The 24,065-nt window shown below is 70.0% G+C and carries 24 protein-coding genes; 6 read left to right on the top strand and 18 right to left on the bottom strand.

Annotated features, from left to right (window positions below; all coding sequences use genetic code 11):
- The first annotated feature begins 17 nt into the window (after nt 1-17).
- Nucleotides 18-893 (top strand): metal-dependent hydrolase, encoded by an 876-nt coding sequence (locus AB0I43_RS17465; RefSeq protein WP_356978292.1) that lies wholly within the window; start codon nt 18-20, stop codon nt 891-893.
- Nucleotides 894-902: 9 nt separating this feature from the next.
- Nucleotides 903-1,793: an SDR family NAD(P)-dependent oxidoreductase gene (locus AB0I43_RS17460; RefSeq protein ID WP_356978294.1), complete on the top strand. Its 891-nt coding sequence runs from the start codon at nt 903-905 to the stop codon at nt 1,791-1,793.
- Nucleotides 1,794-1,856: 63 nt separating this feature from the next.
- Here the strand turns inward: AB0I43_RS17460 and AB0I43_RS17455 are convergent, their stop codons facing one another.
- The 4 genes from AB0I43_RS17455 to AB0I43_RS17440 all read right to left on the bottom strand — a co-directional run bounded on the left by AB0I43_RS17455 (nt 1,857) and on the right by AB0I43_RS17440 (nt 7,507).
- A complete protein-coding gene (locus AB0I43_RS17455) occupies nt 1,857-2,498 on the bottom strand; it encodes a DUF6636 domain-containing protein (RefSeq protein ID WP_356978296.1) in 642 nt (213 codons plus the stop codon).
- Nucleotides 2,499-2,631: 133 nt separating this feature from the next.
- Nucleotides 2,632-4,311 (bottom strand): tetratricopeptide repeat protein, encoded by a 1,680-nt coding sequence (locus AB0I43_RS17450; RefSeq protein ID WP_356978298.1) that lies wholly within the window; start codon nt 4,309-4,311, stop codon nt 2,632-2,634.
- Complete coding sequence (locus tag AB0I43_RS17445) at nt 4,311-6,188, bottom strand: hypothetical protein (protein ID WP_356978300.1); 1,878 nt, start codon at nt 6,186-6,188, stop codon at nt 4,311-4,313. The genes AB0I43_RS17450 and AB0I43_RS17445 overlap by 1 nt, the downstream gene beginning before the upstream one ends.
- Entirely contained in the window at nt 6,185-7,507 is a 1,323-nt protein-coding gene (locus tag AB0I43_RS17440) for an ABC transporter substrate-binding protein (protein ID WP_356978302.1), read from the bottom strand. The genes AB0I43_RS17445 and AB0I43_RS17440 overlap by 4 nt, the downstream gene beginning before the upstream one ends.
- 176 nt (nt 7,508-7,683) lie before the next feature.
- On the opposite strand from AB0I43_RS17440, the gene AB0I43_RS17435 reads away from it, so the two are divergent.
- On the top strand, nt 7,684-8,787 hold the full coding sequence (locus AB0I43_RS17435; RefSeq protein ID WP_356978304.1) for a 4Fe-4S binding protein: 1,104 nt from the start codon (nt 7,684-7,686) through the stop codon (nt 8,785-8,787).
- On the opposite strand, the gene AB0I43_RS17430 is transcribed toward AB0I43_RS17435, so the two are convergent.
- Nucleotides 8,784-9,233, bottom strand: a complete 450-nt coding sequence (locus AB0I43_RS17430; protein ID WP_356978306.1) for an ATP-binding protein — start codon at nt 9,231-9,233, stop codon at nt 8,784-8,786. The two genes, AB0I43_RS17435 and AB0I43_RS17430, sit on opposite strands and share 4 nt — an antisense overlap.
- A 173-nt stretch (nt 9,234-9,406) precedes the next feature.
- Here AB0I43_RS17430 and AB0I43_RS17425 point away from each other — a divergent pair, with 173 nt between their 5' ends.
- Entirely contained in the window at nt 9,407-9,772 is a 366-nt protein-coding gene (locus AB0I43_RS17425) for an STAS domain-containing protein (RefSeq protein WP_356978308.1), read from the top strand.
- A 1-nt stretch (nt 9,773) separates the two neighbouring features.
- Here the strand turns inward: AB0I43_RS17425 and AB0I43_RS17420 are convergent, their stop codons facing one another.
- The 5 genes from AB0I43_RS17420 to AB0I43_RS17400 form a co-directional block, all read right to left on the bottom strand.
- Nucleotides 9,774-10,220 (bottom strand): response regulator, encoded by a 447-nt coding sequence (locus AB0I43_RS17420; protein ID WP_356978310.1) that lies wholly within the window; start codon nt 10,218-10,220, stop codon nt 9,774-9,776.
- On the bottom strand, nt 10,217-11,797 hold the full coding sequence (locus tag AB0I43_RS17415) for an ATP-binding protein (protein ID WP_356978312.1): 1,581 nt from the start codon (nt 11,795-11,797) through the stop codon (nt 10,217-10,219). The genes AB0I43_RS17420 and AB0I43_RS17415 overlap by 4 nt, the downstream gene beginning before the upstream one ends.
- Nucleotides 11,794-13,029 carry a fused response regulator/phosphatase gene (locus AB0I43_RS17410; protein WP_356978314.1) on the bottom strand — a complete coding sequence of 412 codons (1,236 nt, stop codon included), beginning with the start codon at nt 13,027-13,029 and terminating at the stop codon, nt 11,794-11,796. Before AB0I43_RS17410 ends, AB0I43_RS17415 begins: the two co-directional genes overlap by 4 nt.
- A 163-nt stretch (nt 13,030-13,192) precedes the next feature.
- Complete coding sequence (locus AB0I43_RS17405; RefSeq protein ID WP_356978316.1) at nt 13,193-14,455, bottom strand: SPFH domain-containing protein; 1,263 nt, start codon at nt 14,453-14,455, stop codon at nt 13,193-13,195.
- Complete coding sequence (locus AB0I43_RS17400) at nt 14,456-14,887, bottom strand: NfeD family protein (protein ID WP_356978318.1); 432 nt, start codon at nt 14,885-14,887, stop codon at nt 14,456-14,458.
- Between the two features lie 118 nt (nt 14,888-15,005).
- Between AB0I43_RS17400 and AB0I43_RS17395 the strand changes: the two genes are divergently transcribed.
- Both AB0I43_RS17395 and AB0I43_RS17390 read left to right on the top strand, forming a co-directional pair.
- A complete protein-coding gene (locus AB0I43_RS17395) occupies nt 15,006-15,833 on the top strand; it encodes a DUF3097 domain-containing protein (RefSeq protein ID WP_356978558.1) in 828 nt (275 codons plus the stop codon).
- A gap of 71 nt (nt 15,834-15,904) precedes the next feature.
- Nucleotides 15,905-16,720, top strand: coding sequence for a hypothetical protein (locus tag AB0I43_RS17390; protein ID WP_356978320.1), 816 nt, complete (start codon nt 15,905-15,907; stop codon nt 16,718-16,720).
- A gap of 6 nt (nt 16,721-16,726) precedes the next feature.
- On the opposite strand, the gene AB0I43_RS17385 is transcribed toward AB0I43_RS17390, so the two are convergent.
- The 8 genes from AB0I43_RS17385 to AB0I43_RS17350 all read right to left on the bottom strand — a co-directional run bounded on the left by AB0I43_RS17385 (nt 16,727) and on the right by AB0I43_RS17350 (nt 24,039).
- Entirely contained in the window at nt 16,727-17,257 is a 531-nt protein-coding gene (locus AB0I43_RS17385; protein ID WP_356978321.1) for a hypothetical protein, read from the bottom strand.
- A 120-nt stretch (nt 17,258-17,377) separates the two neighbouring features.
- The gene (locus AB0I43_RS17380; protein ID WP_356978323.1) at nt 17,378-18,427 is read right to left on the bottom strand and encodes a ferrochelatase; all 1,050 of its coding nucleotides are present in this window, start codon (nt 18,425-18,427) and stop codon (nt 17,378-17,380) included.
- A 4-nt stretch (nt 18,428-18,431) separates the two neighbouring features.
- Nucleotides 18,432-19,271 carry an NADH-dependent enoyl-ACP reductase InhA gene (gene inhA, locus AB0I43_RS17375; protein ID WP_356978325.1) on the bottom strand — a complete coding sequence of 280 codons (840 nt, stop codon included), beginning with the start codon at nt 19,269-19,271 and terminating at the stop codon, nt 18,432-18,434.
- 55 nt (nt 19,272-19,326) lie between these two features.
- Nucleotides 19,327-20,046 (bottom strand): 3-oxoacyl-ACP reductase FabG1, encoded by a 720-nt coding sequence (gene fabG1, locus AB0I43_RS17370; protein ID WP_356978327.1) that lies wholly within the window; start codon nt 20,044-20,046, stop codon nt 19,327-19,329.
- 99 nt (nt 20,047-20,145) lie between these two features.
- Nucleotides 20,146-21,147, bottom strand: a complete 1,002-nt coding sequence (locus AB0I43_RS17365) for a VWA domain-containing protein (protein WP_356978329.1) — start codon at nt 21,145-21,147, stop codon at nt 20,146-20,148.
- Nucleotides 21,144-22,094, bottom strand: a complete 951-nt coding sequence (locus AB0I43_RS17360) for a DUF58 domain-containing protein (RefSeq protein WP_356978330.1) — start codon at nt 22,092-22,094, stop codon at nt 21,144-21,146. The genes AB0I43_RS17365 and AB0I43_RS17360 overlap by 4 nt, the downstream gene beginning before the upstream one ends.
- Before the next feature lie 17 nt (nt 22,095-22,111).
- Complete coding sequence (locus AB0I43_RS17355; protein ID WP_357432446.1) at nt 22,112-23,266, bottom strand: MoxR family ATPase; 1,155 nt, start codon at nt 23,264-23,266, stop codon at nt 22,112-22,114.
- A 167-nt stretch (nt 23,267-23,433) separates the two neighbouring features.
- Nucleotides 23,434-24,039, bottom strand: coding sequence for a TetR/AcrR family transcriptional regulator (locus AB0I43_RS17350; RefSeq protein ID WP_357432445.1), 606 nt, complete (start codon nt 24,037-24,039; stop codon nt 23,434-23,436).
- Between the last annotated feature and the right edge of the window lie 26 nt (nt 24,040-24,065).

Here is a 24,065-nt window from a genome sequence, read left to right as displayed (position 1 = left end):
ATACAACGAGGTGTCTCATGACCCATCCGAGCATGCGAACCAGCGAGCGCGCCGCCACCTATCCACGGGCCAGGCGCATCCGATTCACCTTCGGCGAACCACAACCGCTGTCCAAGTACTACGCGGGCGGGGACATGGTGTTCAGCCATTTCATCTCCGGCCTGTCCGCCGCCTTCCCGCCCGGCGAGGAATCGTTCATCCGATCGGTGGTCCGGGTCGCGGGCAAAGTCACCGATCCGGAGCTGAAACGCCGCGCCACCGGCTTCACCGCCCAGGAAGCCACGCACGGCCGCGAGCACCGCAAACTCAACGCGAAACTGGTCGAATTGGGCTATCCCGTGGGCTGGATCGACTCCCAGGGCGTGCAGAACCGCATCAAACAGCTGGAGAATCTGGTCCCCGCGCACCTGCACCTGGCCGCCACCGCCGCGGCCGAGCACTACACCACCGTGCTCGCGGTGCGGGTGCTGAGCAAACCGGAGATCCAGGCGCTCGCGGGCGACGCCGAGGTGCGCAACCTGCTGAACTGGCACGCACTGGAAGAAGTCGAGCACAAGTCGGTGGCCTTCGACGTGTACCGGGCCGTGGGCGGCGGTGAAACCGTCCGCATCGCCACGATGGTCGGACTGCTGGCGCTGACCGTCCCCCTCACCGCGGGCGGCCTGACCGCCGCGCTCGCACTCGATCGCTATGCCCGCCGCCATCCGCTACTGGTGGCCCGGCAGGCACGAACCCTGTTCACCGGCCCCATCTTCCAGGGCATCGCCGGTGAACTCGCGCGCTATCTGCGCCCCGGTTTCCACCCGGACGACTACGACACCACCGAACTGCTGGCGCACTGGCAGTACGAGCTGTTCGGCGAGGACGGCCAACTCGTGGACCACCTCCGCTAGGGAAACGCCGTGAAACTCAACGACATGCGCCCGCGCCTGGTGATCGTCACGGGGGCGGGCAGCGGCATCGGCCGGGCGACCGCGCTGCGCTTCGCCCGGTCCGGGGCTTACGTCATCGTCTCCGACATCGATCTGACCGCGGCCAAGGAGACCGTCGACCTGATCGAGCACGGCCGTGCCGCGGCCGCCCGGCTGGATGTCACCGATGCCGACGCCTGGTCCGACTTCGCCACCGAAGTCCGCCTCACGCACGGGGTTCCGGATGTGCTGGTCAACAATGCCGGAATCGCGGTCTCCGGCGCTTTCGTCGACCTGACGCCGGCGGATTGGGAAAAGCAGCTGGCCGTCAACCTTTTCGGCGTCGTGCACGGCTGCCGGGTCTTTGGCCGGCAGATGATCGAGGCCGGAAAGCGCGGGCACATCGTCAATATCGCCTCGGCCGCCGCGTTCACGCCGACGCCGGTGATGTCGGCGTACTCGGTGTCCAAGGCCGGGGTGAAGATGCTCACCGAGTGCCTGCGGCTGGAGTTCGGGCCGAAGGGCGTCGGGGTGAGCGCGATCTGCCCCGGGGTCATCAACACCAATATCGGCGAGCACGCCGAACTGGTGGGTGTCGACCCGGAATTGATCGCTCGCGGTAAGGAATTCACGCGGCGGCTCCAGGAGCTCGCGGCGCGGCTGCCCTTCGATCCGCTGAGCCCGGACCAGGTGGCCCGGGCCGTGCAGCGGGCGGTGCGCTACGACCTCGCCGTGGTCCCGGTGCGGCCCGAGGCCTGGCTCGGCTATGTCCTGCTCCGGGTCGCCCCCGGGCTCAATCGCCGTGTGACACAGCCGTTCTCGATCGACACGCTGGAGCGCCTGGCGGCGCGGGCGTGGCGGCCGAGCGGCGGCACGGGCTGACCGAATGGCCGCCGTGCGGGGCGCGGGAAAGCCGGCGACGACCCGCGCCACCGCACGGTGGGCTCAGAACAGGTACTGCTGGTCGGCGGCGATGAAGAAGCCGTGGCCGCCCTGGTCGCAGCGCACGCCCGCCTCGAGCGAGGTGCAGGCGGTGCCCCGCACGATCAGGGTTTCGCCGTAGTTCAGGATCTTGCCGCCGCCCTCACCCGGACCGCCGCCGGTGTTCTGCGGAATCCCCACGAATACGCCCTGGCTCAGGCAGATGAACTGCGCCGTCGTACCGTGCACATAGGCGGCGACCTTGCGGGCCGGGCTGTTGTCGCAGCCGGGCTGTAGCTGCGCGGGGATGACCTTCGCGTCCTTCAGCTGGCAACCGGTGCCGAAGGTGTTGTCGTTGATGAACCCGCACTTGATGTTTCCGCTCGGCGACTGGAAGTAGAACTGATCGCCGATCTGGTAATCCCGGGCGTCGACCGTCGCGTCGTCGCGGGACGGGAGCGAGGTCGGGGCGGCGGGCGGGTTCGAGGCCGGCACCGGCTGGGACGCCGGCTCGCGCGGCGACCCGGGAGCGCCCGACTCTGACTGTGCCGTGGTACCGCCCGGCGGCGTCACCGGGGACGTTCCCGTGCTCGCGGCATCGCTGCCGCACCCCGTCAGCCCCACTGCCGCCGCGATCGTCGCGACCGTCATCACCAGCGACTTCATGTCGTCTCCTCCTGTATCGCCCCGACGAACTGTGCTGTTCATCGATCGCCACAGAGGTCGCGTTACGGCGTTGCACAACCGTAATCTATTGCGCCACACGGAAATACGGTGTATCCAAAACCACCGCAACGACTCAGGGGCGGGGCGGCTGACCGAGCAGACGCCCGGCGGCGTCGTAGTAGTCTTCGGCGAACCGGGCCTGCGGATGCAGAACCTGTGCCTCGCGAAGCCGCCGGCGCGCCTGCTCCAGCACCTCCGCGGGCGCCGGCCCGACCTCGGCATCCAGCACGGAGGCATGCTGCGGCGCGACGACCAGCGCCGAACCGAGATGCTGCTGACAGCGACCCGCCCCGACCTGATCGGCCAGCGCGCTGTACATCTCCAGCGCCTCGTTCCACGCGATCAGCGCACGCCGCGGTTCGCCGCGCGCCCAGTACAGCACACCCCAGATCTCACGCGCGTGCGCCAGCCCGCCCGGATCACCCCGCCGCGCCAAGGTTTCGGCCAGATCGAGCCGGTCGGCCGCCGCCTCGAAACGACCCTGCACGAGGTGCACGACGGCCAGATCGATCGCCGTGCAGACCTCGCCCACCAGATCGGTGCGCGGCAGCCGCCACCACGCCCTGGTCAGCTTGCGCACCACTGGGTCGAATTGCCCCGGCGCCGGATTCTCCTCGCGGCCGGCGAGCGTATCGAGCTGCTCGAGCGCTGCGTGATGGAGCGCGCGCGCCCGCCGACCGGGTGCCATCGCGAACCGACCGCGATAGCGCGGACGTTCGTTGAGCCGGCCGGCCCGCGTCCAGGCCAGATCCCGGGCAGTCAATCTGCCCTGCAACGCTTCCGGAACGCTGTCCTCGTATCGCGGCTCCCCCAGTACCGCCTTCCACACATCGAGGGCGTCCACCAGGCGAGCCACCGCCGGAACGGCGTCCCGGGGCAACTGTTCGGCCCAGCTGCCAGCCACGCCGACCAGCTTGTACAGATGGTCCTGCCGATACTCGAACCAACGGCGGGCGCCGGCGGCCAGCTCGTCGTGATTGAGGCCCAGCGCCCAGAGCCCGGCCAGATCGGCCCAGTGCTGCAGCAACACCGATATCGTCACGCGCCATTCGGGCGTACCCACCGCTTGTGCCGCCCACTCCGCCGTCGCGGCCGCATGCTCCTCGGGCGCGAGGTGCGCCACCACGGCGTCCGGCGCGCGGGCGTCCACGCAATAGCCCTGCCGCCCACCGAGATGCACCGCCCGCGACTCGCGCAACTGCCGCAGCAGCACCTGGGCCGGGTCGGGCTCGGTCACCGTCGTGTCGGAGAGCTTCAGCGGAATCTCCGCGACGGCGGCGATGACGGCCAGCAGGGCGGCGGAATCGTATTCCTTGATGCCCAGCGCACTCAGCACCCGAGGCAGTTTCGCGATGGCGTCCGGCAGTCCGCGCGGATCGGGTCTCAGCTCCGATCCGGGGCACGCGTGCGGCAGGGGCTCGATCTGCGGCCCCGGCGGCACCAGCCGCTCGAGCACCTCGACCTCGCGCGCCGACCGGATGCGCGCGCGGCGGGTCTCGAACCACCGGTACAGCGCGAACAGGGCGGCCACCGCCAGCAGCGCCAGCCACACGCCGGACAGCGCGCGACCGACATTGGCCAGGACCGAATCCTCGGTGAGCGACTTGACCATCATGTCGCCGAGCAGTTTGGTGACCACGCCGGTGCCGATCAGCGAGGCCGCGGTCACGGTCCGCCGCCACGCCGAGGAGCGCGTCAAACCGACGGCGGCCGCGGCGTCGCCGTCGCGCCCGGAGGAATCAGGGGCGGTCATCAGAGCGCCTTGCCGATCAGTCCGGGCAGCAGCCACCGCCGCCAGGTGAGCAGCACCAGCACCACCGGCGGAATCGAGGACACCAGCGCGTTGGCCGCCAACTGCCCGATGTTCTCGGTGAATTGGCGGGCTTCGCCCCACAGCAGCAGCGACCACGGGCTGGTCCCCGCGCCGCTGATCATCAGGCCGACGACGAAGTCGTTCCAGACCTGCACGAATTCCAGCACCGCCACCGCCACCAGCGCGGGGCCCGCGGCCCGGCGCACCCGCTCGCGGACCCGGCCTGGGCTCGCGAGGCCGCGCAGGCTGTCGGCTTCCGGGCTGCCCTTGTGCGCGAGCAGCGCGCCGCGCAGGATCAGGATCGAGATCGGCAGACCCGCCGCCACGTGCAGCACGATCAGCGGCACGCGGGTGCCGGCCAGCCCCTGGCCCTCCAGAAACTGGTGCAGCGGCCCCAGATAGCTCTGCACCGGCAGCACCGCCAGCACCACGATCGCGAGCAGCACCGCGCGCCGGGCATGCGGCTGCCCTTGCCGCAGCCATCTCATGACCGGACCACCCGACGTGTCCGCCGGCGCGTTCGGATCCCAGGCGGCGAGTTGATGGGCGATCGGCAGGGCCAGTGCCACCACCAGGACGGTGGCGGTCCCGGCGACCACCGCGGTCGTCGTCAGCGACCGCCACAGCGCCGTATCCTGCACGGTGCGGTCGAGTGCCCCGAGACCGAGGCCGTCGGGCAGCCCGATGGCCACCGCCGACAGCGCCAGGATCGGCGCGAGCGCGAGCAGCGACACCGCCCCGATGAGCAGCACCTCGCCCGGCTTCGGGGGATCGCGGATGACCTCGGGCCCGGGTTCCGGCATCGCGATCAGACTGCGCTGCTGCTTGCCCAGGAACGTCTGCAGCATCCACGCCACACACCCGACCAGCACGGCCAGCGGCAGCGAATACGCCGCGGCGGCAGCGGGTTCGGCCTCGGTGGCCAGCCGCCACCACTGCACGGTCGCGGTGTCCACCTGGTGCTGCATCGATCCGGGCACGCCGATCAGGACGATGTCGAAGACCCGCGCCGCCGCGATGCCGACCACCATGACCACCACGACGACGGCGGGAAACAGCAACCGCAGCAAGCGCTTCCAGAACTCGTAGGTGCCCGACCACCCCGGCCAGATCAGAGTGTCGGCGTAGGCCGCATCCGCCTCCAGCGCGCGGAAACCCGCCCGGAAGACTCCGACCGCGAACCCGAGCCAGGTCCACAGGAACGCCGAACCGAGCATGCAGACGAACAGGATCTGATACCCGGCCAGACTCTCGATGCCACTGCCCAGCCGCTGGAAAATGAGCCGGAACGCCACGCCCGACACCAGCGCCGAGATGCCGAACGCCACCAGCAGCGGCAGCCACAGCCAGCGCATCCGGCGCGCGGGCAGCCCGAGGCCGAGCCCGCAGATCACCACCACGAGCACGCCGCCCACGCCGTAGCACAGCGTCCGCAGATATGACCACAGTCCGAGGTCGGTCAACGCCACACCGGTGATCAGCGCCCCGGCCACCGCGACCGCCAGGGGCAGCGCCACGAGGACCGCCGACCGCGGGGTCCGGCCGGAGTTGACGCGGTGACCGGCGCGCAACCCCACCACGCCGGCGAGGAAGAGCCCGCAGCCCAAGACCATGCGCGGATTGCTGTCCGCCGCGATGCCCACCGTCCAGACGAACGGCGTCACCAGCAGTCCGACGATGAGCGCGAACGCGGGTACCCGCGCCGCCCACGCGGGCCACTGCCACGGCGGGCGGCCGAGCACCAGCGGCCCGCGCATCCGCCGGGTGGTCAGCTCCAGTCGCAGGCCGTGCGCCTCGAAGCGCAGGGGTGGTGTCACCGCTGCCGTCCTTCCAGCTCGGCCAGGTCGGCTATCGCCCGCTCGGCCGCGACCGGCACCGGCGTCGACCCGCCGACGGCCACCAGGAATTCGGTGAGCGTGCGCCACAATCCGTTTCGGCCGCCGACCGCGCCGATGCGGTCGGAGAGGTCGAACGCGAGCTGTTCGGTGCCCGCGGTCTGCTTCGCGTCCGGCGGCGCGGTGCGGGCCGCCAGCGCCGCGGCGCGGGGCGCCAGCCAGGCCGAATAGGCCGCGGGCGCGAGCTGATTCGCCGCCAGGAAGCCACCGTGTCCTTCGATCCAGGGCAGCGGCGCCCGCGGCCCCGCCAGGCGCGCGGCGATCGCTCGCGCCGACTCCCCGGCCCGCTGCGTCAGCACGATGATGTCGCCGCCGATGATGTGCGGCCGGGCCTTTTCCAGCGCGACGCGCGGAAAGTCGGCCACGCCGACCACGTCCATGGGGCGCCGGGAACGAACGAGGCTGCGGCGCACCACCGGTTCGGCGAAGTCGGGACCGATGAACAGCACCGCGCGGCGGCGTTCGAAGACCTCGTGCACCGCGTCCGGGAACTGGCGGGTCAGGCTGGCGCCGACGCCGCCCAGCAGCGCCTGCTCACCACCGCACAACCGGCCGAAATGCTCGAGGGCCTGCGCGATCCCCGGACTGCGCCAATCCCGTTGGCCCGCGGCCGCGTTCGCCAGGCGGTCGTAGGTGGCCGGGTCCGCCGAGCGCAGCAGGTTCTCGAACAGGTCGGTGAGCACCCAGCCGTCGGCGGCGGCCAGCGCGAGCAAGCGCCAGGAGGTGCCGGCCAGCCGGTCCCGCGCCGTACCCGTCAGGTAGGGCAGCGTCCAGGTTTCCGGGTCGCCCAGGCCGTGCTCGGCGACGGCCTCGCGGTCGTACCAGACCATCGACTTGTCGGCGACTTTGAACGGCACCCCGTACAACCGGCCGTGGTGGGTGAGCAGCGGCCGCCAGTAGTCCGGGTACTCCCCCGCCCACCATTCCGGCGGAATCGACTGCAGCCGACCGCGTTCGGCCAGATCCTGCACCCGCCCGGCGCGCGGCAGCATCACGATGTCGGGCGCGGTGGTGCCGCCCGCGGCGAAGGCCGTCTCGATCTCGTCGCCGAGCGGGATCACCTCCACGGGAGTGGTGCCGGCGACGCCGTCCAGCAGGTCGCGGAAGGCCGCCAGCTCGGTTCCGCTCCAGGACACCGCGATCCGCACCACCCCGGAGCGACCGAGCAGCACGCTGGGCGCGCACGCGGTGACCAGCGGGAGGATCGCTCCCGCCTGCAGCACCGCTCGCCTGCTCGCCATGTCCTCCCGCATCGCAGGACCCCACTCTAGGCCGTGCGCCCGCGCGACGTGCGGCGTTTCGGCGCACATCCTTTCCGCAGCAAAGGAATTCATCGGATCTCGACCGATGAATTCCGCGGCCGGGCCGGGTCTACCCCAGTGAGACCGGAGCGGTCTCAGCGACACCAGGAGGGCCGATGCCGGAATCGGACAACGAAGCGACGGGCCGGCGGCGGCTGGCCGACCACCCGACCGTGATCAAGATGCGCGAGCGCGGCCGGACCGAGCCCCCGCCGGTGCTGACCACCGCGCGACTCCGCGAGATCTGCGCCGCCGCCGGGGCGGACGACGTGGGTTTCGTCGCAGTCGAGCACCCGCAGGTCGCCGCGGAACTGGAGCACGCGCGCGCGATCCTGCCCAGCGCGCAGACCTACATCGCGTTCTGCGTGCGGATGAACCGCGACAACTTGCGCGCACCACACCGCAGCCTCGCCAACGCCGAATTCAACCACGCCGACGACGACACCAACGAGGTGTCGCGCCGCATCACCCGGGCGCTCCAGGACGCCGGCTATCGCGCCGTCTATCCCGCGCCCGGCTATCCGATGGAGGTCCAGCAGTTCCCCGGCCGGATCTGGGTGCTCGAGCACAAGGTGATCGCCCAGGCCGCCGGACTCGGGGTGATGGGCATCCACCGCAATGTGATTCATCCGAAGTTCGGCAACTTCATCCTGCTCGGCACCGTCGTCACCGACGCCGTGGTCGAGGAGTACACCGCCGCCCTGGACTACAACCCGTGCCTGGAATGCAAGCTGTGCATCTCGGCCTGCCCGGTCGGGGCCATCATGGAGAACAATTTCGACTTCCAGGCCTGCTACACCCACAACTACCGGGAGTTCATGGGCGGCTTCACCGACTGGGCCGAGACCGTCGCCGACAGCGACAGCCGCGCCGACTACAACGAGCGCGTCACCCGCGGCGAATCCTTCTCGATGTGGCAGAGCCTGTCGTTCAAGCCGAACTACAAGGCGGGCTACTGCATGGCCGTGTGCCCCGCGGGCGAGGACGTGATCGGCGCCTTCCTCGACAACCGCAAGCAGCATCTCGACGAGGTGGTGCGGCCGTTGCAGAACAAACCGGAGCCGGTCTACGTGCTGGAGGGGTCGGCCGCCGAGGAACACGTCAGCAAGCGGTTCCCGAACAAGACGCCCACCGCGGTGGGCAACGGCTTCGGCGACGACGTCAACGCCTTGCTGGACGCCATCGGCCCCCGGCCGCGCCCGCGCGACCCGGCGGACTAGTGCGCGACCAGGCCGCGAGCCCGGTCGGCGCCGTGCCGGGCGGGATCGGCCAGCCTGGTGTGCATGTCGACGGTCGTCCCCCGGGCCGTGGGCTGCACGTTGACCTGGTCCATCAGGCTGCGCATCAGCGACAGCCCGCGGCCCCGGTAGTTGTCGTGCTGGACGACCGGCGGCCGCCAGTGGCCATTGTCACGTACCGTGACGCGCAGACAGCGGGATTCCTCGGACACCCGCAGCCGCACCGCGCCGTCGGGCCGATCGCGGCAGCCGTGTTCGATCGCGTTGGCACAGGCCTCGTCGGTCGCGGCCAGGATGTCGTAAGCTTGATCGGCGTCGACAGCACGGTCCGAAAGCCATTGGCGCAGTGCGCGCCGGGCTTCGGCCAGCCGGGTCGGCTCGGCGGGGAAAGTCACGTCCAGGGGCGCCGGTCGGTGTGGATTTCTCATGGTTCACCTCCCTGCTCGAACAGGGGGTACCCGATTCCCGCGCCGTCATACCTGGGGGTCGTGATCTTGGACTGCTTCCGTCCGAAAGCGTTCCCGGGGTCCGGCAGTTGGCGATTAGGTTGCCCGCGATGGGGTAAGTTCACCGCGGAGTTACGCGTCACAGGAGGTGGACAGTGAGTGCTGAAAGTGTTTCGGGGTCACTCGAGATCGGTTCGCGCACGGTAGCGACCACGGTGATCGTGGCGGTCCGCGGCGAAATCGACATGGCCTCCGCGCCGCAGCTGGAGGCCGGGCTGGATGAGGTGCTGCGCGAAGCTCCGGCCACCGTGGTGATCGACATGTCCGAGGTCGGTTTCCTCGGGTCCGCTGGCCTGAGCGTGCTGCTCGGCGCGTCCCGATCGCATCCGGAAGTCGACCTGCGGATCGTCGCGACGGCAGCCGCCCGCCGCCCGATGGAACTCACCGGGCTGGACAAGATGCTGGCGGTCTTCGATTCGCTGCAGGATGCCCTGGCGGTGGGGGAAACCTCCCCCAACTAGGTCAGCGCGGCTGCGGGGGCAGCCGCACCACCTGGACGAAGAAATCGTCGATCTGCTTGATCGCGGCGACGAATTGATCCAGATCCACCGGCTTGGTGACGTAGGCGTTCGCGTGCAGCCGGTAGCTGCGCAGGATGTCCTCCTCCGCCGCCGACGTGGTGAGCACCACCACCGGGATGTGGCTCAGGTCCGGATCGGACTTGATCTTCTCCAGCACCTGTCGGCCGTCGTACTTGGGCAGGTTCAGATCGAGCAGGATCAGATCCGGCTGCGGCGCACCGGCGTGCACACCCTCGCGGTAGAGGAAATCGAGCGCCTCCTGACCGTCGCGCGCGACGTGCAGGGTGTTACCGATCTTGTTGTCCTCGAACGCCTCCCTGGTCATCAGCTCATCGCCCGGATCGTCTTCGACGAGCAGGATATCGATGGGGCGTCCGGGATCGGTCATACGAGAACTCCTTGGTCTATGACAGCGGTGTCGAGCGTGAAGTGGAATCGCGTACCGCCGGTGTACTCGGTGTCGATTCGGATGGTGCCGCCGTGGAATTCGACGATCTTCTTACACAGTGCCAGACCGATGCCCGTTCCACTGTATTCGTCGCGGCTGTGCAGGCGTTGGAAGATCACGAACACCTTGTCCGCGAACTCGGCCGGGATGCCGATGCCGTTGTCGGTCACGGTGAACCGCCACTCGCCGGACTCGCCCGCCGCGCAGTCGATGGAGATCACCGGCGGCTCGTCGGGCCGGGCGAACTTCACGGCGTTGCCGATCAAGTTCTGCCACAGCATGGTCAGCAGCGTGGGATCGCCGGAGATCTCGGGCATCGTCTCCGGCCGCTCGATGCGCGCCCCCGAATCCTCGATCACCGCGGCAAGATTACTCAGCGCCTTGTCCAACGTCTGCCCCAGGTCGGTGGGCACCTTGGAATCGTTGACCCGGCCGACCCGGGAGAAGGTGAGCAGATCGTTGATCAGCACCTGCATGCGCTTGGCGCCGTCGACCGCGAAATCGATGTACTGCTTGCCGCGCTCGTCGAGCTGGCCACCATAGCGCTTCTCCAGCAGCTGACAGAACGAGGCGACCTTGCGCAGCGGCTCCTGCAGATCGTGCGAGGCGACGTAGGCGAACTGCTCCAGCTCGGCATTCGAGCGCCGCAACTCGACGGTCTGCGCGTCCAATTCGATGGTCTGCTGGGCCAGCACCGCTTCCTTGGTGCGCGCGGTGGCCAGCTCGTCGACGACCCGGCGGCGCATCGCCTCCACGGCCTCGGCGACGGTCGCCAGATCGGCGGGGCCGTGCGCGGAGATGTGATGATCGAAATCACCGGCCGCGACCCGGGCCGAGCCGGACTCCAGATACTTCAGCGGCCGCGCGACCAAGCGGCGCACCAGCACCAGCATCACGATGCCGAGCAGCACGAAGCCCGCGACGATGCCGGCCAGCACCAGGTCGCGGCGCTCCCGGGTCGCGGCGAGTTCGGCGCGGTCGGCGGCGACCGCGACGGCGAGATCCTCGTTCTGGGTGGTGAACCGCGCGCGGAGGCTGTCGAACATCTCCTTGCCGCGCACCACGTCGGGCGGAGCGACGGGCCCCACCGGCGCGGCCGCGACGACCGGATCGGCGTAGTCGGCGCGCCAGCTTCGCGCCGCGGCTTCGACGGCGTCCAGATCGGCCAGCAGGGTCTCGCGGCCGGCGAGCAGTTCCTGTAGTCGCGTGACCGCGTCCGCCTCGACCGCGATGCCCTCGGTGTAGGGCAGCAGCAGCTCCCGGTCCCGGGCGATGGCGAAGCCGCGCAGGCCCGTCTCCTGGTCGACCAGCGCGCTCTGCAGCCGATAGGTCTCGGCGGCGGCGGGCAGCGAGCGATTCAGCAGCCGATCGGTGACGTGGTTGGTCTGCTGGATGACCTGGGCGCCCAGCACCGTGCCGACCGCGGCCAGCAGAATCATCGAGGCCAGCACCACCTGGAACCAGCCTTGCACGGTCAGCCGGCCGACGCCTCGGGGTCGCTCCACGGATGGGCTCATCGGTTCTCGGAACTCCTTGCGGTCCAGTGCAGATACATCACGGCGAGGTCGTCGTCCCAGCCGTCACCGCCACCGGTGGCGAGTTCGACACGGTCGATGAGTTGATCGACGAAATCCTCCGGCGCGCGCCCGGCGAGCGTGCGCGCCACCTCCAGCAAACCCTCCTCGCCGAGCCGCTCGGAACCCGGGCCCACCCGGCCCTCGAACAGCCCGTCGGTGAACAGCACCAGGCCCTGGTCGGAGCGCAGCGGCACCTCGTGACTGGTCCACGACGCCTGCCCGGGCAGGAAGCCCAGTGCCGGGCCGCCCGGCACCTCCAGCCACTCCACGCCATCGGCGGAGCAGCACAGCATGCCCGGATGACCGGCTCGGATGATCTGTACCCGCTGCCGATCCGGATCGAACACCAACGTGCTGGCCGTCACGAAGGTCTGCGCGCCGGTGCGCTCGGCCAGCAGCATCTGTTCCAGCAGCCGCAGCTGGCCGGTGCCGCTGATGCCGCTGAGCACCAGCGTGCGCCAGGCCAGGCGCAGGGCCACCCCGGTGGCGGCCTCGTCGGGACCGTGGCCGGAGACGTCGCCGATCACCGCGTGCACGGTGCCGTCCGGCAGCTGGACCACATCGTAGAAATCGCCGCCGAGCAGCGATTGCGCCCGGCCCGGCCGGTAGCGGGCGACCACGTCGACCCGGCGCGGGCCGTGCACCAGCGGCGTCGGCAGCAGGCCGCGTTCCAGGCGCGCGTTCTCCCGGGCCCGCATCTGACTCGCGCGCAACTCGGCCGTGGCCTTCTCGGCCTGCTTGCGCTGAATGGCGTAGCGCACGGCGCGACCGAACAGTTCGGGTTCGACCCGGCCCTTGACCAGATAGTCCTGTGCGCCCGCGGCGACGGCGGACAGGCCGGTCTGTTCCTGATCCAGACCGGTCAGCACGACCACCGCGACCTCGTCGTTGCAGGCGCGCACCCGGGCCAGCGCCTCCAGGCCGTGGGCGTCGGGCAGGTGCAGATCGAGCAGCACGCAGTCGGGCGCGCCCGCGGCCAGCCGATCCGCGGCCTCGGCGAGCGTGCGCGCCCACTCCAGGCGCAGTCCGGGGCCGACGTCGGCCACCAGCTCCTCCACCAGGAGCGCGTCGGCCGGATCGTCCTCGACCAGCAGCAGCGATGCTTCCCGGTCCCATCCGACACCGACAGGTCGGTCGAGGTCTCCGCGCTCCGCGCGGCGCTCGTCGAGCATCGGCCACCGGCCCCTTTCCCTCATGCGTGCGGTCAGTTCGAGGCCTGAGCCGAGGGCGTCATACCCAGCGATGCGCCGACTATGCGTGGGGTACGTCACATTCGCCGCGAACCTCTGATCGCATTGTCTCGCACCGCGATCCGATCCGGTCCGCGCGGTGTGATTACTGCCGGTAATTCTCCGGTGGCTGCCACGGCCGGCCGTACCCGGGGCGGTCCTCGTGCCCGGGCTCGGCGGGCGGGCGTTTCTCCAGCTGCGGCTGCTCCTCCGATTCCGGCAGCACCGACTGGTGCGGCGCCGGCTCCCGGGCGAGACCGGGGGTGACGCCGAGGCCCTCCACCGGCGTGCGGGCGGTGGCCTCCGCGGCGCGGACCGCCTTCTCGATGGTCGGGTCGGGGGCCGTGTCGAACCAGTCGGCCACCTCGGCCTCGTCGTCGGCCTTGGCCTCGGTACCGTCCGGTTCCGGCGCCTCGTACCGGAACACGCCGTCCTCGCCCCGGGTGCCGAAGCTCTTGGCGAACCCCTCCAGCGCCTTGCCGAAATCGCTGGGCACCAGCCACACCTTGTTCGCGTCGCCGCGCGCCACCAGCGGCAGTGTCTGCATGTACTGGTAGGCCAGCAGTTCCGGGGTCGGTTTGCCGGATTTGATTGCCGCGAAGACCTTCTCGATCGCCTTGGCCTGGCCCTGCGCCTGCAGGTAGGCGGCGGCGCGCTCGCCCTGGGCGCGCAGGATCCGGCTCTGGCGCTCACCCTCGGCCTCGAGGATCGCGGACTGCTTGCCGCCCTCGGCGGACAGGATCTGCGCCTGCTTGGCGCCCTCGGCCGTCTTGATCTGCGATTCGCGCTGGCCCTCGGCGGTGAGGATCATCGCGCGCTTCTCGCGGTCGGCCTTCATCTGCTTCTCCATCGACTCCTGGATCGACGGCGGCGGATCGATCGCCTTCAACTCCACCCGGGCCACGCGCAGGCCCCAGCGGCCCGTCGCCTCGTCCAGCACCCCGCGCAGCTGATTGTTGATCTGGTCGCGGGAGGTCAGCGTCTCCTCCAGCGTCATGCCGCCGACCACGTTGCGCAGGGTGGTGACGGTGAGCTGCTCGACCGCGGAGATGTAGTTGCTGATCTCGTAGACCGCCGACTGCGGGCTGGTGACCTGGAAGTACACCACCGAATCGATCTGCAGCGTCAGATTGTCCTGGGTGATCACCGGTTGCGGCGGGAACGAGACCACCCGCTCGCGCAGATCGACCTTGGCGCGGATGCGATCGGCGAAGGGCACCAGGAAGGTCAGCTGACCGGACGCGGTGCGCGAGTATCTGCCGAGACGCTCGATGACCGCGGCCTCCGCCTGCGGCACCAGGGCGATGGATTTGACCACCACCACCACGAACAACAAGATGAGGACGGCAGCGACGATCAGTACGGTCATTTACGGTCCCTTCCATACGACGGCGGTGGCGCCGTCGATCTTCCAGACGGAGACGGTGGCGCCGGGCTCGTAGACCTCGGCCGGATCCATCGGCCGCGCCGTCCACCGCTCACCACCCAGTTGCACCAGGCCGGCGTGCGCGCCGACCTGCTCCAGCACCAGCGCCTGCTTGCCCAGCAGCGCGTCCACATTCGTCGGGATCGGCGGCGGCGTCCCGAATCTGCGCCGCAGCATCGGGCGCAGCCCCAGAATCAGCACCGCCGAGATCCCGCCGAAGATCAGCGCGTCGGCCACCACCGAGGTGCCCGCCACGGCGCTCACCCCGGCCGTGCCCAAGGCAGCGACACCGAGCATCAGCAAGGTCAGATCACCGGTGAGCATCTCGGCCGCCGCGAGCAGAACCCCCGCGACCAGCCAAACTATTGCGGCCACGCCACCACTGTAGAGCGCCGCCGATGATCTCGGGGAGTGCGCGGATATCGGGATTGTGACGATGAATCCCCCAGCGGCCCGGCACGATCGGCGCGCCGACGGTGCTACCTTCGGCGGGGTGAGCGGACGCGACATCTACGGCGGCGACATCTTCTCCGGGCACGCCCGATCCAGGAAACGCGCGGTGCCGACCGTGCCGGCCGAGCGCGATCTGGTCGTCGAGGACGCGGCGACCGGATTCTGCGGCGCCGTAGTCGGTTTCGATCGCAGCTACGACGGCGAATTCGTCAAACTCGAGGACGCCCGGGGCGCGGTGCGGCTGTTCGCGCTGCGCGAGGCCGCGTTCCTGATCGACGGCGAACCGGTCACCCTGGTCAAACCCGCGACGGGCGGGCCCGAGCGGCCCACGCGCTCGGCGTCGGGCTCCACCCGGGTCGAGGGCCTGCGCGCGCGGGTCGCGCGCGGCAGCCGGATCTGGGTCGAGGGCGTGCACGACGCCGCCCTGGTGGAGCGGGTCTGGGGGCACGACCTGCGCGTGGAAGGCGTTGTCGTGGAACACCTCGAGGGCCTGGACAATCTCGCGCAGCGGCTCACCGAGTTCGAGCCGGGGCCCGGGCAGCGGGTGGGCGTGCTGGTCGATCATCTGGTCACCGGCTCCAAGGAGACCCAGCTGACCACCGGGCTCGGGCCGCACGTGCTGGTGACCGGCCATCCCTACATCGATGTGTGGCAGGCGGTGCGCCCCGCCGCCGTCGGGATCGACGCCTGGCCGACGGTGCCGCGCGGCGAGGACTGGAAGACGGGCATCTGCCGCCGCCTCGGCTGGGGCACGCCGCAGGAAGGCTGGCGCCGGGTGTACAACGCCGTGGAATCCTTCCGCGACCTGGAAGCCCCGTTGATCGGAGCGGTGGAGCGCCTGATCGACTTCGTCACCGAGCCCGAGTAGGAAGGGACCAGCTCACAAGGGTTGTGCAGGCGCTGCCCGCCAGTGGCGCGGACCCTTTATGCTCGATGATTATGTGCTCTCCAAGTGCCACCCTGACGGTGTGGGCCGGCTCCTGGCTGGCCGGCTGCAGCGCGCCCGACGACGTGCTCGAGGCACTACACGCCTGGGCCCCGCGCCACACCATCGCCGCGGGCGATCCGATCACCGGCGGCCGCACCGACCTGCCGTGGTCCGCGCACGGCAACACCGCCGGCAGCGGAGTCATGGCTCTGCTCAAGGTGATTCGCGAGGCCATGGCCGAGCCGGGCGCCCAGCTGCGGCTGGTACTGCCGGTCCCCGGCGATGTGCGCGGGTTGCCGGTCGGCACCGAGTTCGCCGCCGACGCGGTGGAAGCCGAGCAGGGCCTGCTGATCGGTGTGCCGGGCCGTCAGGGCACCGGCCTGATTCCGCACCTCGCCGACGACGGTGCCCTGCAGTGGACGGTCTACACCGCGCCGATTCCCGCGGCCCCGGTGGACGAGATGCCGCTCGGCGAAGCCGAATACACGATGCGCGAGGCCGTGCGCGACGCCGCCGACGCTTTGATGAAGCTGCACACCACCGCCGCGGGCGCGGCCGATTCCGACCCGCGCGAGCTGATCGAGGCCGAGCTCGCCGCCTACTCCCGCCACGACTACCCCGAGTCGATCCCGTTGCGCGCCAAACGCATCCTCGATTCGGCCGACCACGTCGCCGCGATTCTCACCGTGGCGCAGCGGGAACCGGCCTCGGCGCCCACCTCGGTCACCGCCATCAGCGCTCAGGAAGATCTGCTGCGCCCGCTGTGGAACGCGATCCGCGCCGCGCGCCTGGTCGCGGTGCACGCGGCGGCGCGCGGCGGTCAGTGATCGGCGCTAGGGCCGGTACTGACCCGGCGGCGGGTATTGCTGCGGCGCATAGCCCGGCTGCGGGTAGCCCTGGGGCGGGTACTGCGGGGGCGGCTGTTGGCCATAGGGCTGCTGTGGATAACCCTGCGGCGCGGATTGGCCGTATTGCTGCTGCGGATGGCCCTGCGGCGCGGGCTGCCCGTATTGCTGCCGGCCGTACGGCTGTTGCCCGTATTGCGGCTGGCCGAACTGCTGCTGACCGAACTGCTGGGGTGGGAACTGCTGCTGCGGCGGCTGGAACGGCGGCGGCGCAGGACGGTTGGCCTGCTGGCGCAGAATCCAGCGGATGAGGAAGAACAGCGCGACCGCGACGACAATGGCGAGCAGAACCCAGAAGATCCAGCTGTTGTCGTCGCAATCCTCGTAATCCGGATTACAGGACGAGCCGCTGCTACTGCCGCCGCCACCCCGGCGCGCCTCGAAGGTCTCCGTGGCCGAGGTCAGCTGAAAAGCCTGCACGGCCAGCAGATTCGCATTGGTCAGGACGTCGCCGAACAACGATGGGCCTCCCCCGTCGAAAAGTGCTGTGGCCCAATGGGCCGAGGAACGCACCGATGCTAGCGCACGCGCGCGGGACTCGGGCAAACCACCCAGAATACCCAGCGCGCGTGCGGCGAGCTAGTCGCGCGCGGGACGGCTGACGGCACAGCAGCCGACGGCGCACGGTGCGCCGTCGCGGGTGCAGCCGTAACCGGGCACCTCGCCGAGCCGCCGAGCCGCGACACCGCCCACGTGCTCGCGGACCAGCTCCACGACCAACCGCGCGAAACGCGGATCCGTGCCCGGCGTCGCCGCCCGTGCGAAGGCCATGCCGAGCTCGGCCGCCTTCTCCCGCGCCTCGTTGTCCAGATCCCAGATCACCTCGAGGTGATCGGAGACGAATCCCACCGGGCACACCACCACGGCGTCGATCCCCTTGCCGGACAACGCGTCCAGATGATCGACGATGTCGGGCTCCAGCCACGGCACCTGCGGCGGACCCGACCGGGACTGCCAGACCACGTCGTAGTCGTCGAATCCGGTGGCCGCCGCGCACAGGCGCGCCGCCTCCGCCACCTGGCGGCTGTAGAGGTGACCGCCGTCGGCGGGCGGGCCCGCGGCCACATCGGCCGAGACCGGGATGGAATGCGCGGTGAACACCAGCCGCGCCCGCTCCCGCCGCTCCGCCGGAAGCTGCCGCACCGCAGCGCGAATCGCGTCCGCGAACGACTCGATCAGCAGCGGATGGTCGAAATACTGCCGCAGCTTCATCAGGTCCGGCGCGTCGGCCCCCACCGCCGCGCGGGACCTGGTGATGTCCTCCTGGTACTGCAGGCAGCCCGAGTAGCCGCCCCACGCCGAGGTCGGGAAGACCAGCGCGGAGCGCACGCCGTCGGCGGTCATCCGCGCGACGGTGTCCTCCGCCATCGGATGCCAGTTCCGGTTGCCGAAATACACCGGCAGTTCCAGCCCGGCCGCGGCCAATTCGCGCTCGACCGCGGCGATGATGTCGAGGTTGAGCGCGTTGATCGGCGAGACGCCGCCGAAGTGCAGGTAGTGCTGTGCGACCTCTTCGAGACGTTCCCGCGGCACCCCGCGACCCCGAGTGACGTTCTCCAGGAACGGCATCACGTCCTCGGGGCGTTCCGGGCCGCCGAAGGACAGCAATAGCAGCGCGTCGGCAGTCATCGGGTCAGTTGGCCTCGAAGCCCTCCGGCGGGAACCACATGTTGTGGCTGGCGCCGCCGTCGACGTAGATGATCGAACCGGTGGTGGCGGGCAGCCAATCCGAGAGCAGCGCGCAGATGGACTTGCCCACCGCGCGCGCGTCGGCGCCGTCCCAGCCGATCGGCGACGCGCCGTCCCAGTACATGTCGAGCTGACGCAGCTGCTTGGCGTCGTCGGTCGCGGTGCCCGCGATCGCCTTCGCCGCGAGCGTCTTGACCGGGCCGGCGGCGATCAGGTTGGAGCGAATCTTCTTGGCGTAACCCACTTCCCGGGCCACGTACCGGTTCACCGACTCCAGGGCGGCCTTGGACACGCCCATCCAGTTGTAGTACGGCATCGCGGTGCGCGGATCGAAATCCATGCCCACGATCGAGCCGCGCTCGTTCATCACCGGCAGCACGGCGCGCGCCAGCGAGGCGTAGCTCCACGCGGAGATCTCGAAGGACTTCGCCACATCGGGGCCGGGCCCCTCCAGGAACGGCACCGCGTCCGGGCCCATGAGCGTCTTGGGCGCGAAGGCGATCGAGTGCAGCACGCCGTCGATGCCCTCGGGCGCGAGCTCACGCAGCTGGTCGGCCAGCGCCGCCAGGTTCTCCTCGTTGGTGACGTCCAGCGGGATCGCCGGGGGCACCTCCTGCGGCAGCCGCTTGGCGATCCGATCGATCAGCCGCAACCGTTCCGGGATACCGGTGATGATCACCTTCGCCCCCTGCTCCTGCGCGACCGCGGCCGCGGAGAAGGCGATGGAGGAATCGGTGATGATGCCGGTGATGAGGACGGTCTTGCCCTCGAGCAGTCCACTCATGGGTTGGTCGGTTCTCCTGTTGTCGTCGTTGTGTGCGCGGACCGGGTCGAACCGGTCAGTGGCCCATGCCCATGCCGCCGTCGACCGGGATGATCGCGCCGGAGATGTAGGAGGCGTCGTCGGAGGCGAGGAAGCTGATCGCCGCCGCGACGTCCTCGCCCTGGCCGATCCGGCCGGCGGGGATGAACTCCAGCGCGGCCTTGCGCATCTCCTCGGTCATGTCCTCGCGGGTCATGTCGGTGTCGATCAGGCCGGGGGCCACCACATTCGCGGTGATGTTGCGCTTGCCGACCTCACGGGTGATGGCGCGCGCCATGCCGACCAGGCCGGCCTTGGCCGCCGCGTAGTTGACCTGACCGGGCGCGCCGATCTGGCCGACCACCGAGCCGAGGAAGATGACCCGGCCCCAGCGGCCCTTGAGCATATTGCGGTTGGCGCGCTGGGCGACTCGCCACGCACCGGTGAGGTTCGCGTCGATGACCTTGGTGAAGGACTCCTCGCTCATGCGCATGAACAGCGTGTTGTCCACGATGCCCGCGTTCGCCACGACGACCTCGACCGGACCCTGGTGCGCCTCGACCTCGCTGAACGCCTGATCCACGGCGGCCGAATCGGTCACGTCGCATTTCACGCCGAACAGCCCGTCCGGCACCCCCGAACCACGATGCGTGACAGCCACCTTGTGGCCGTCGGCGAGCAGACGCTGCGCGACCGCGAGACCGATGCCGCGGTTACCGCCGGTCACCAAGACCGACCGGGATGTGATGTTCGACATGGGCTTCAACCTATCTGTTCGAGTTCGCGCGGCAGCGCCCGGGCACCCCAGACTTTCCGGGCTTGCCTTGTGCGGAACCACAATGCGAGACCGGGGAAATTACGGAAGGCGCTGGCGCAACAGCAATCCGCTGATGACACCGGCGGCGGTGATCAGCAGGCCGAACAACAGCCACGGACGACTGGCGTCGCCCCGGGTCAGTTCGTAGCCGATCTGCTGTTCCAGCGTGTCGTACACCTTGGTGAGTTCTTGCAGCGAGGCCGCGGTATAGAACTCGCCGCCGGACAGCTTGGCCAGCTCGCGCATCGCCTCGTCGTCCACCGGGACCCGCACCTCGTCGTTGCCGCCGCCCTCGCGCGGGATCTCCACCGCGCCCCAGCTGGTGCCGAACGAAATGGTCGAGATCGGAATGTTCTTCGCCTTCGCCAGGCGGGCCGCGACGTATTCGTGCCGCGGATTGTCCACGTCCTCGAACGAGGGCACCGTCTGCTTGCCGTCCGACATCAGCACGATCCGGGCCGGCGGCGGTTCGGAGCCGCCGCCCAGCACGGTGCCGAGGGTCTCGATCGCCTGGATCGCGGTCAGGATGCCCTCACCGGTCGCGGTGCGCTCGGCCAGGCGCACATTGTCGATGGCGACCTTGACGGCTTCGTGGTCGACGGTCGGGGACACCATCACCGACGCGGTACCGGCGAAGGTGACGAACCCGATGTTGAGGCCCTGGGGCAGACCGTCGACGAATTCCTTGCCCGCCTTCTGCGCCACCTGCAACCGGCTCGGCTGCACGTCGGTGGCCTGCATGGACAGCGACACGTCCATCACCAGCATGACCGTGGCCCGGTTGCGCGGCACCTTCTTGACCGCCGTCGGGCCGGCGGCCGCGATGGTGAGCAGGATCAGGCCGACCAGCATCAGCGCGATCGGCACGTGCCGCATCGGCGAGGGCCGCGCGGGGGCCACCTTCTCCAGCAACTCCATATTGGAGAAGGTCAGCATGCGTTTGTGCCGGCCCCGCTGCACCAGCACATAGCCGAGCAGGATGAGCGCGATCACGACGAGGAAACCGAGCCAGATCAGCGCGGTGAAATGCGAAATACTCACTGACGCGGGGCCCGTCCGCTCGGGGCGCCGAAGCTGTGGCGCCGGGTGGACACGAACCGGACCACGTCGGCGATCCAGTCCCGGTCGGTCTGCAAGGTGAGCACCGGCGCGCCGCAGGACCGCAGCGCCTGCTCGACCTGCTGACGATGGCGCTGGGCGGCGGCCGCGAAATCGGCGCGCAGCGTGGGCGTCACGCTGAATTCGCGGGTGCGCCCGGTCTCGGGATCGTGCAGCACCACATCGCCCACGTCGGGCAGTTCCAGATCGCGCGGATCGAGCACCTCGACGGCGAGCAGATCGTGGCGCGCGGAGATGGCGCGCAGCGAGCGCTGCCAATCGATGTCGCCCAGGAAATCGGAGATGATCACGGCCAGACCGCGTTTGCGCTGCGGCCGGCGCAGCGACTCGATGCCGCCGCGCAGATCGCCGCGCACACCGTCGCGGGCGTGCGGGGTGGTCGCGATGCCGCGCAGCAGTGACTGCGCGTGCACCCGGCCGCTGCGGGCGGGGATGCGCACCAGCTGCTCGCCGGTGGCCACCACGGCGCCGATCCGGTTGCCGCCGCCGCTGGTCAGGTGGGTGATGGCCGCGGCGGCCGCGATCGCGAGATCGCGTTTCTGGCAGTTCGCGGTGCCGAAATCCAGGCTGGCCGACAGGTCGACGACCATCCAGGTCTCCAGCTCGCGGTCGGCGATCATCTGCCGCACGTGCGGATGGGTGGTGCGGGCGGTGACCGACCAATCCATCTGCCGCACATCGTCGCCCGGCTGGTAGGTGCGCGCCTCGCCCGGTTCCGAGCCCGGGCCGGGGATGAGCCCGAGGTGGTCGCCGTGCAGCACGCCGTCCAGGCGGCGGCGCACGGTCAGTTCCAAGGTCTTCAGCGCCGCCGTCAGCTTCGGGTCGGTCAGCTCACCGGCGCGGAAGGACGGTGGTGCGTGCGTGGGCATGGGTGTCCGCGCCGCCGTCACTTGGGCTGGTTGTTGCCGGACGCCTGCGACATGGCCGGCGCGGCCTGCGGCGGCTGCGGGATCTGCTGCTGCGGCGCGGCATTGTTGTTCGCCGGGGGCGCGGCCGGAGCGGGCGTGGCGTTGGGCGCGACAGCCTGCGGGGCTACCTGCGGCAGGCCGACGGTCTGCAGTACGCGCTTGATCACGTCCTCGGGGGTGACCTCGTCGGCCAGGGCGTCGTAGGACAGGACCAGGCGGTGCCGCAGCACATCCGGGATGACCTCGACGACGTCCTGCGGGACCACGTAGTCGCGGCCGCGGATCAGCGCGACCGCGCGGGCGGCGGCGATGATGCCCAGGCTGGCGCGCGGCGAGGCGCCGTAGGAAATCCAGTTCGCGACGTCGGGCATGCCGAATTCCAGCGGCGTGCGGGTCGCGGCGATCACGCGGACGACGTAATCGACCAGGGCATGGTGCACGAAGGTGCCGGCGGCGACCTTCTGCAGGCGGACCAGTTCCTCCGGGTTCAGGATCGCCTTGGCCTCCGGCGGGGTGACGCCCATCCGGTAGATGATCTCGCGCTCCTCCTCCACCGAGGGGTAGTCGACGACGACCTTGAACAGGAAGCGGTCGCGCTGCGCCTCGGGCAGCGGGTAGACGCCTTCGCTCTCGATCGGGTTCTGGGTCGCCATGACCAGGAACGGATCGGGCATCGGGTAGGTCTTGCCGCCGATCGAGACGTGCCGCTCGGCCATCACCTCGAGCAGCGCGGACTGCACCTTGGCCGGCGCGCGGTTGATTTCGTCGGCGAGCACGAAGTTGGCGACGACCGGGCCGAGCTCGGTGTCGAATTGCTCGCGACCCTGCCGGTAGATGCGGGTACCGATGAGGTCGGTGGGCACCAGGTCGGGCGTGAACTGCACGCGCGAGAACGATCCGCCGACGACCTTGGCGAAAGTCTCGACCGCAAGGGTTTTGGCGATACCCGGGACACCCTCGAGCAGCACGTGACCGCGCGCGAGGACGCCGACGAGCAGCCGCTCGACCAGGCGATCCTGGCCGACGATCACCCGCTTGACCTCGTAGATCGCTTTCTCCAGGGTCTGGACGTCACGTTCCAGGGTGCCCGACGCGGGCTCCGGCGTACCTTTCGCCAGATTCGCCCCGCTCACACTGGGCTTCCCCACCCCGCCGGCTACGCCGTCTGCCGTCCCCGGTCCCGTCGAAGTCACCAACATCCCCGCTTTCGCTTTGGTCCTGTGCGTGCCGCACCAACTATTCCATTGAATGGCGTTACTTGCCGCAACCGGCTCCGCTATCACGGGAATTCGTAATGTTTTCAGTCGACGGCGAGACCGGAAACGAGCTGTTCGACGACGCCGCGGATGGCGGCGGTATCGGCGTCGGCGGACTCGGAATGCGCGATTATCTGCGCGGCCTCGTCGAGCGCGCCGACGATCACCAGCGCCAGCGGGCGGACGGGCTGCGGCCGTACCTGATTCGCGGCGATGGCGGCGCTCAGCGCGTCCTCCACCAGGGCGATGGTGTGCCGGAGCTGGATGTCGCGCCACCGGCGCCAGCCCAGCACCGCGGGTGCGTCGAGCAGCGCGATGCGCCGCACGTCCGGGGCGGTCGAGGCCTGCAGGCAGGCCAGGCAGCCCACGATGAGGCCCGCCAGCGGGTCCGGGGCTTGCGCCCGGTCCACGGCCTCCTCGATCGCGGCGACCACGCCGCGTTCCAGATCCTCGAAGACGGCCTCGAACAGGTCCCGCTTGTCGGCGAACTGGTGATAGAGCGCGCCCCGGCTGACCCCGGCGGCCGCCGCGACCGCGACCGTGCTCACCGCGCCATATCCGTGGCGGCCGAACAGGTCTCGGGCCGCGCGCACGACGGCGGCGCGGGTCGTGGCCGAGCGTTCGGCTTGGGTGCGGCGGTCGGTGTTCATGGCGACGTCGAAGTCTAGTGGGAGGT

It is taken from the genome of Nocardia sp. NPDC050435, assembly GCF_040655395.1.
Classification (GTDB): Bacteria; Actinomycetota; Actinomycetes; order Mycobacteriales; family Mycobacteriaceae; genus Nocardia.
This window is presented reverse-complemented; position numbering and strand designations above follow the sequence as displayed.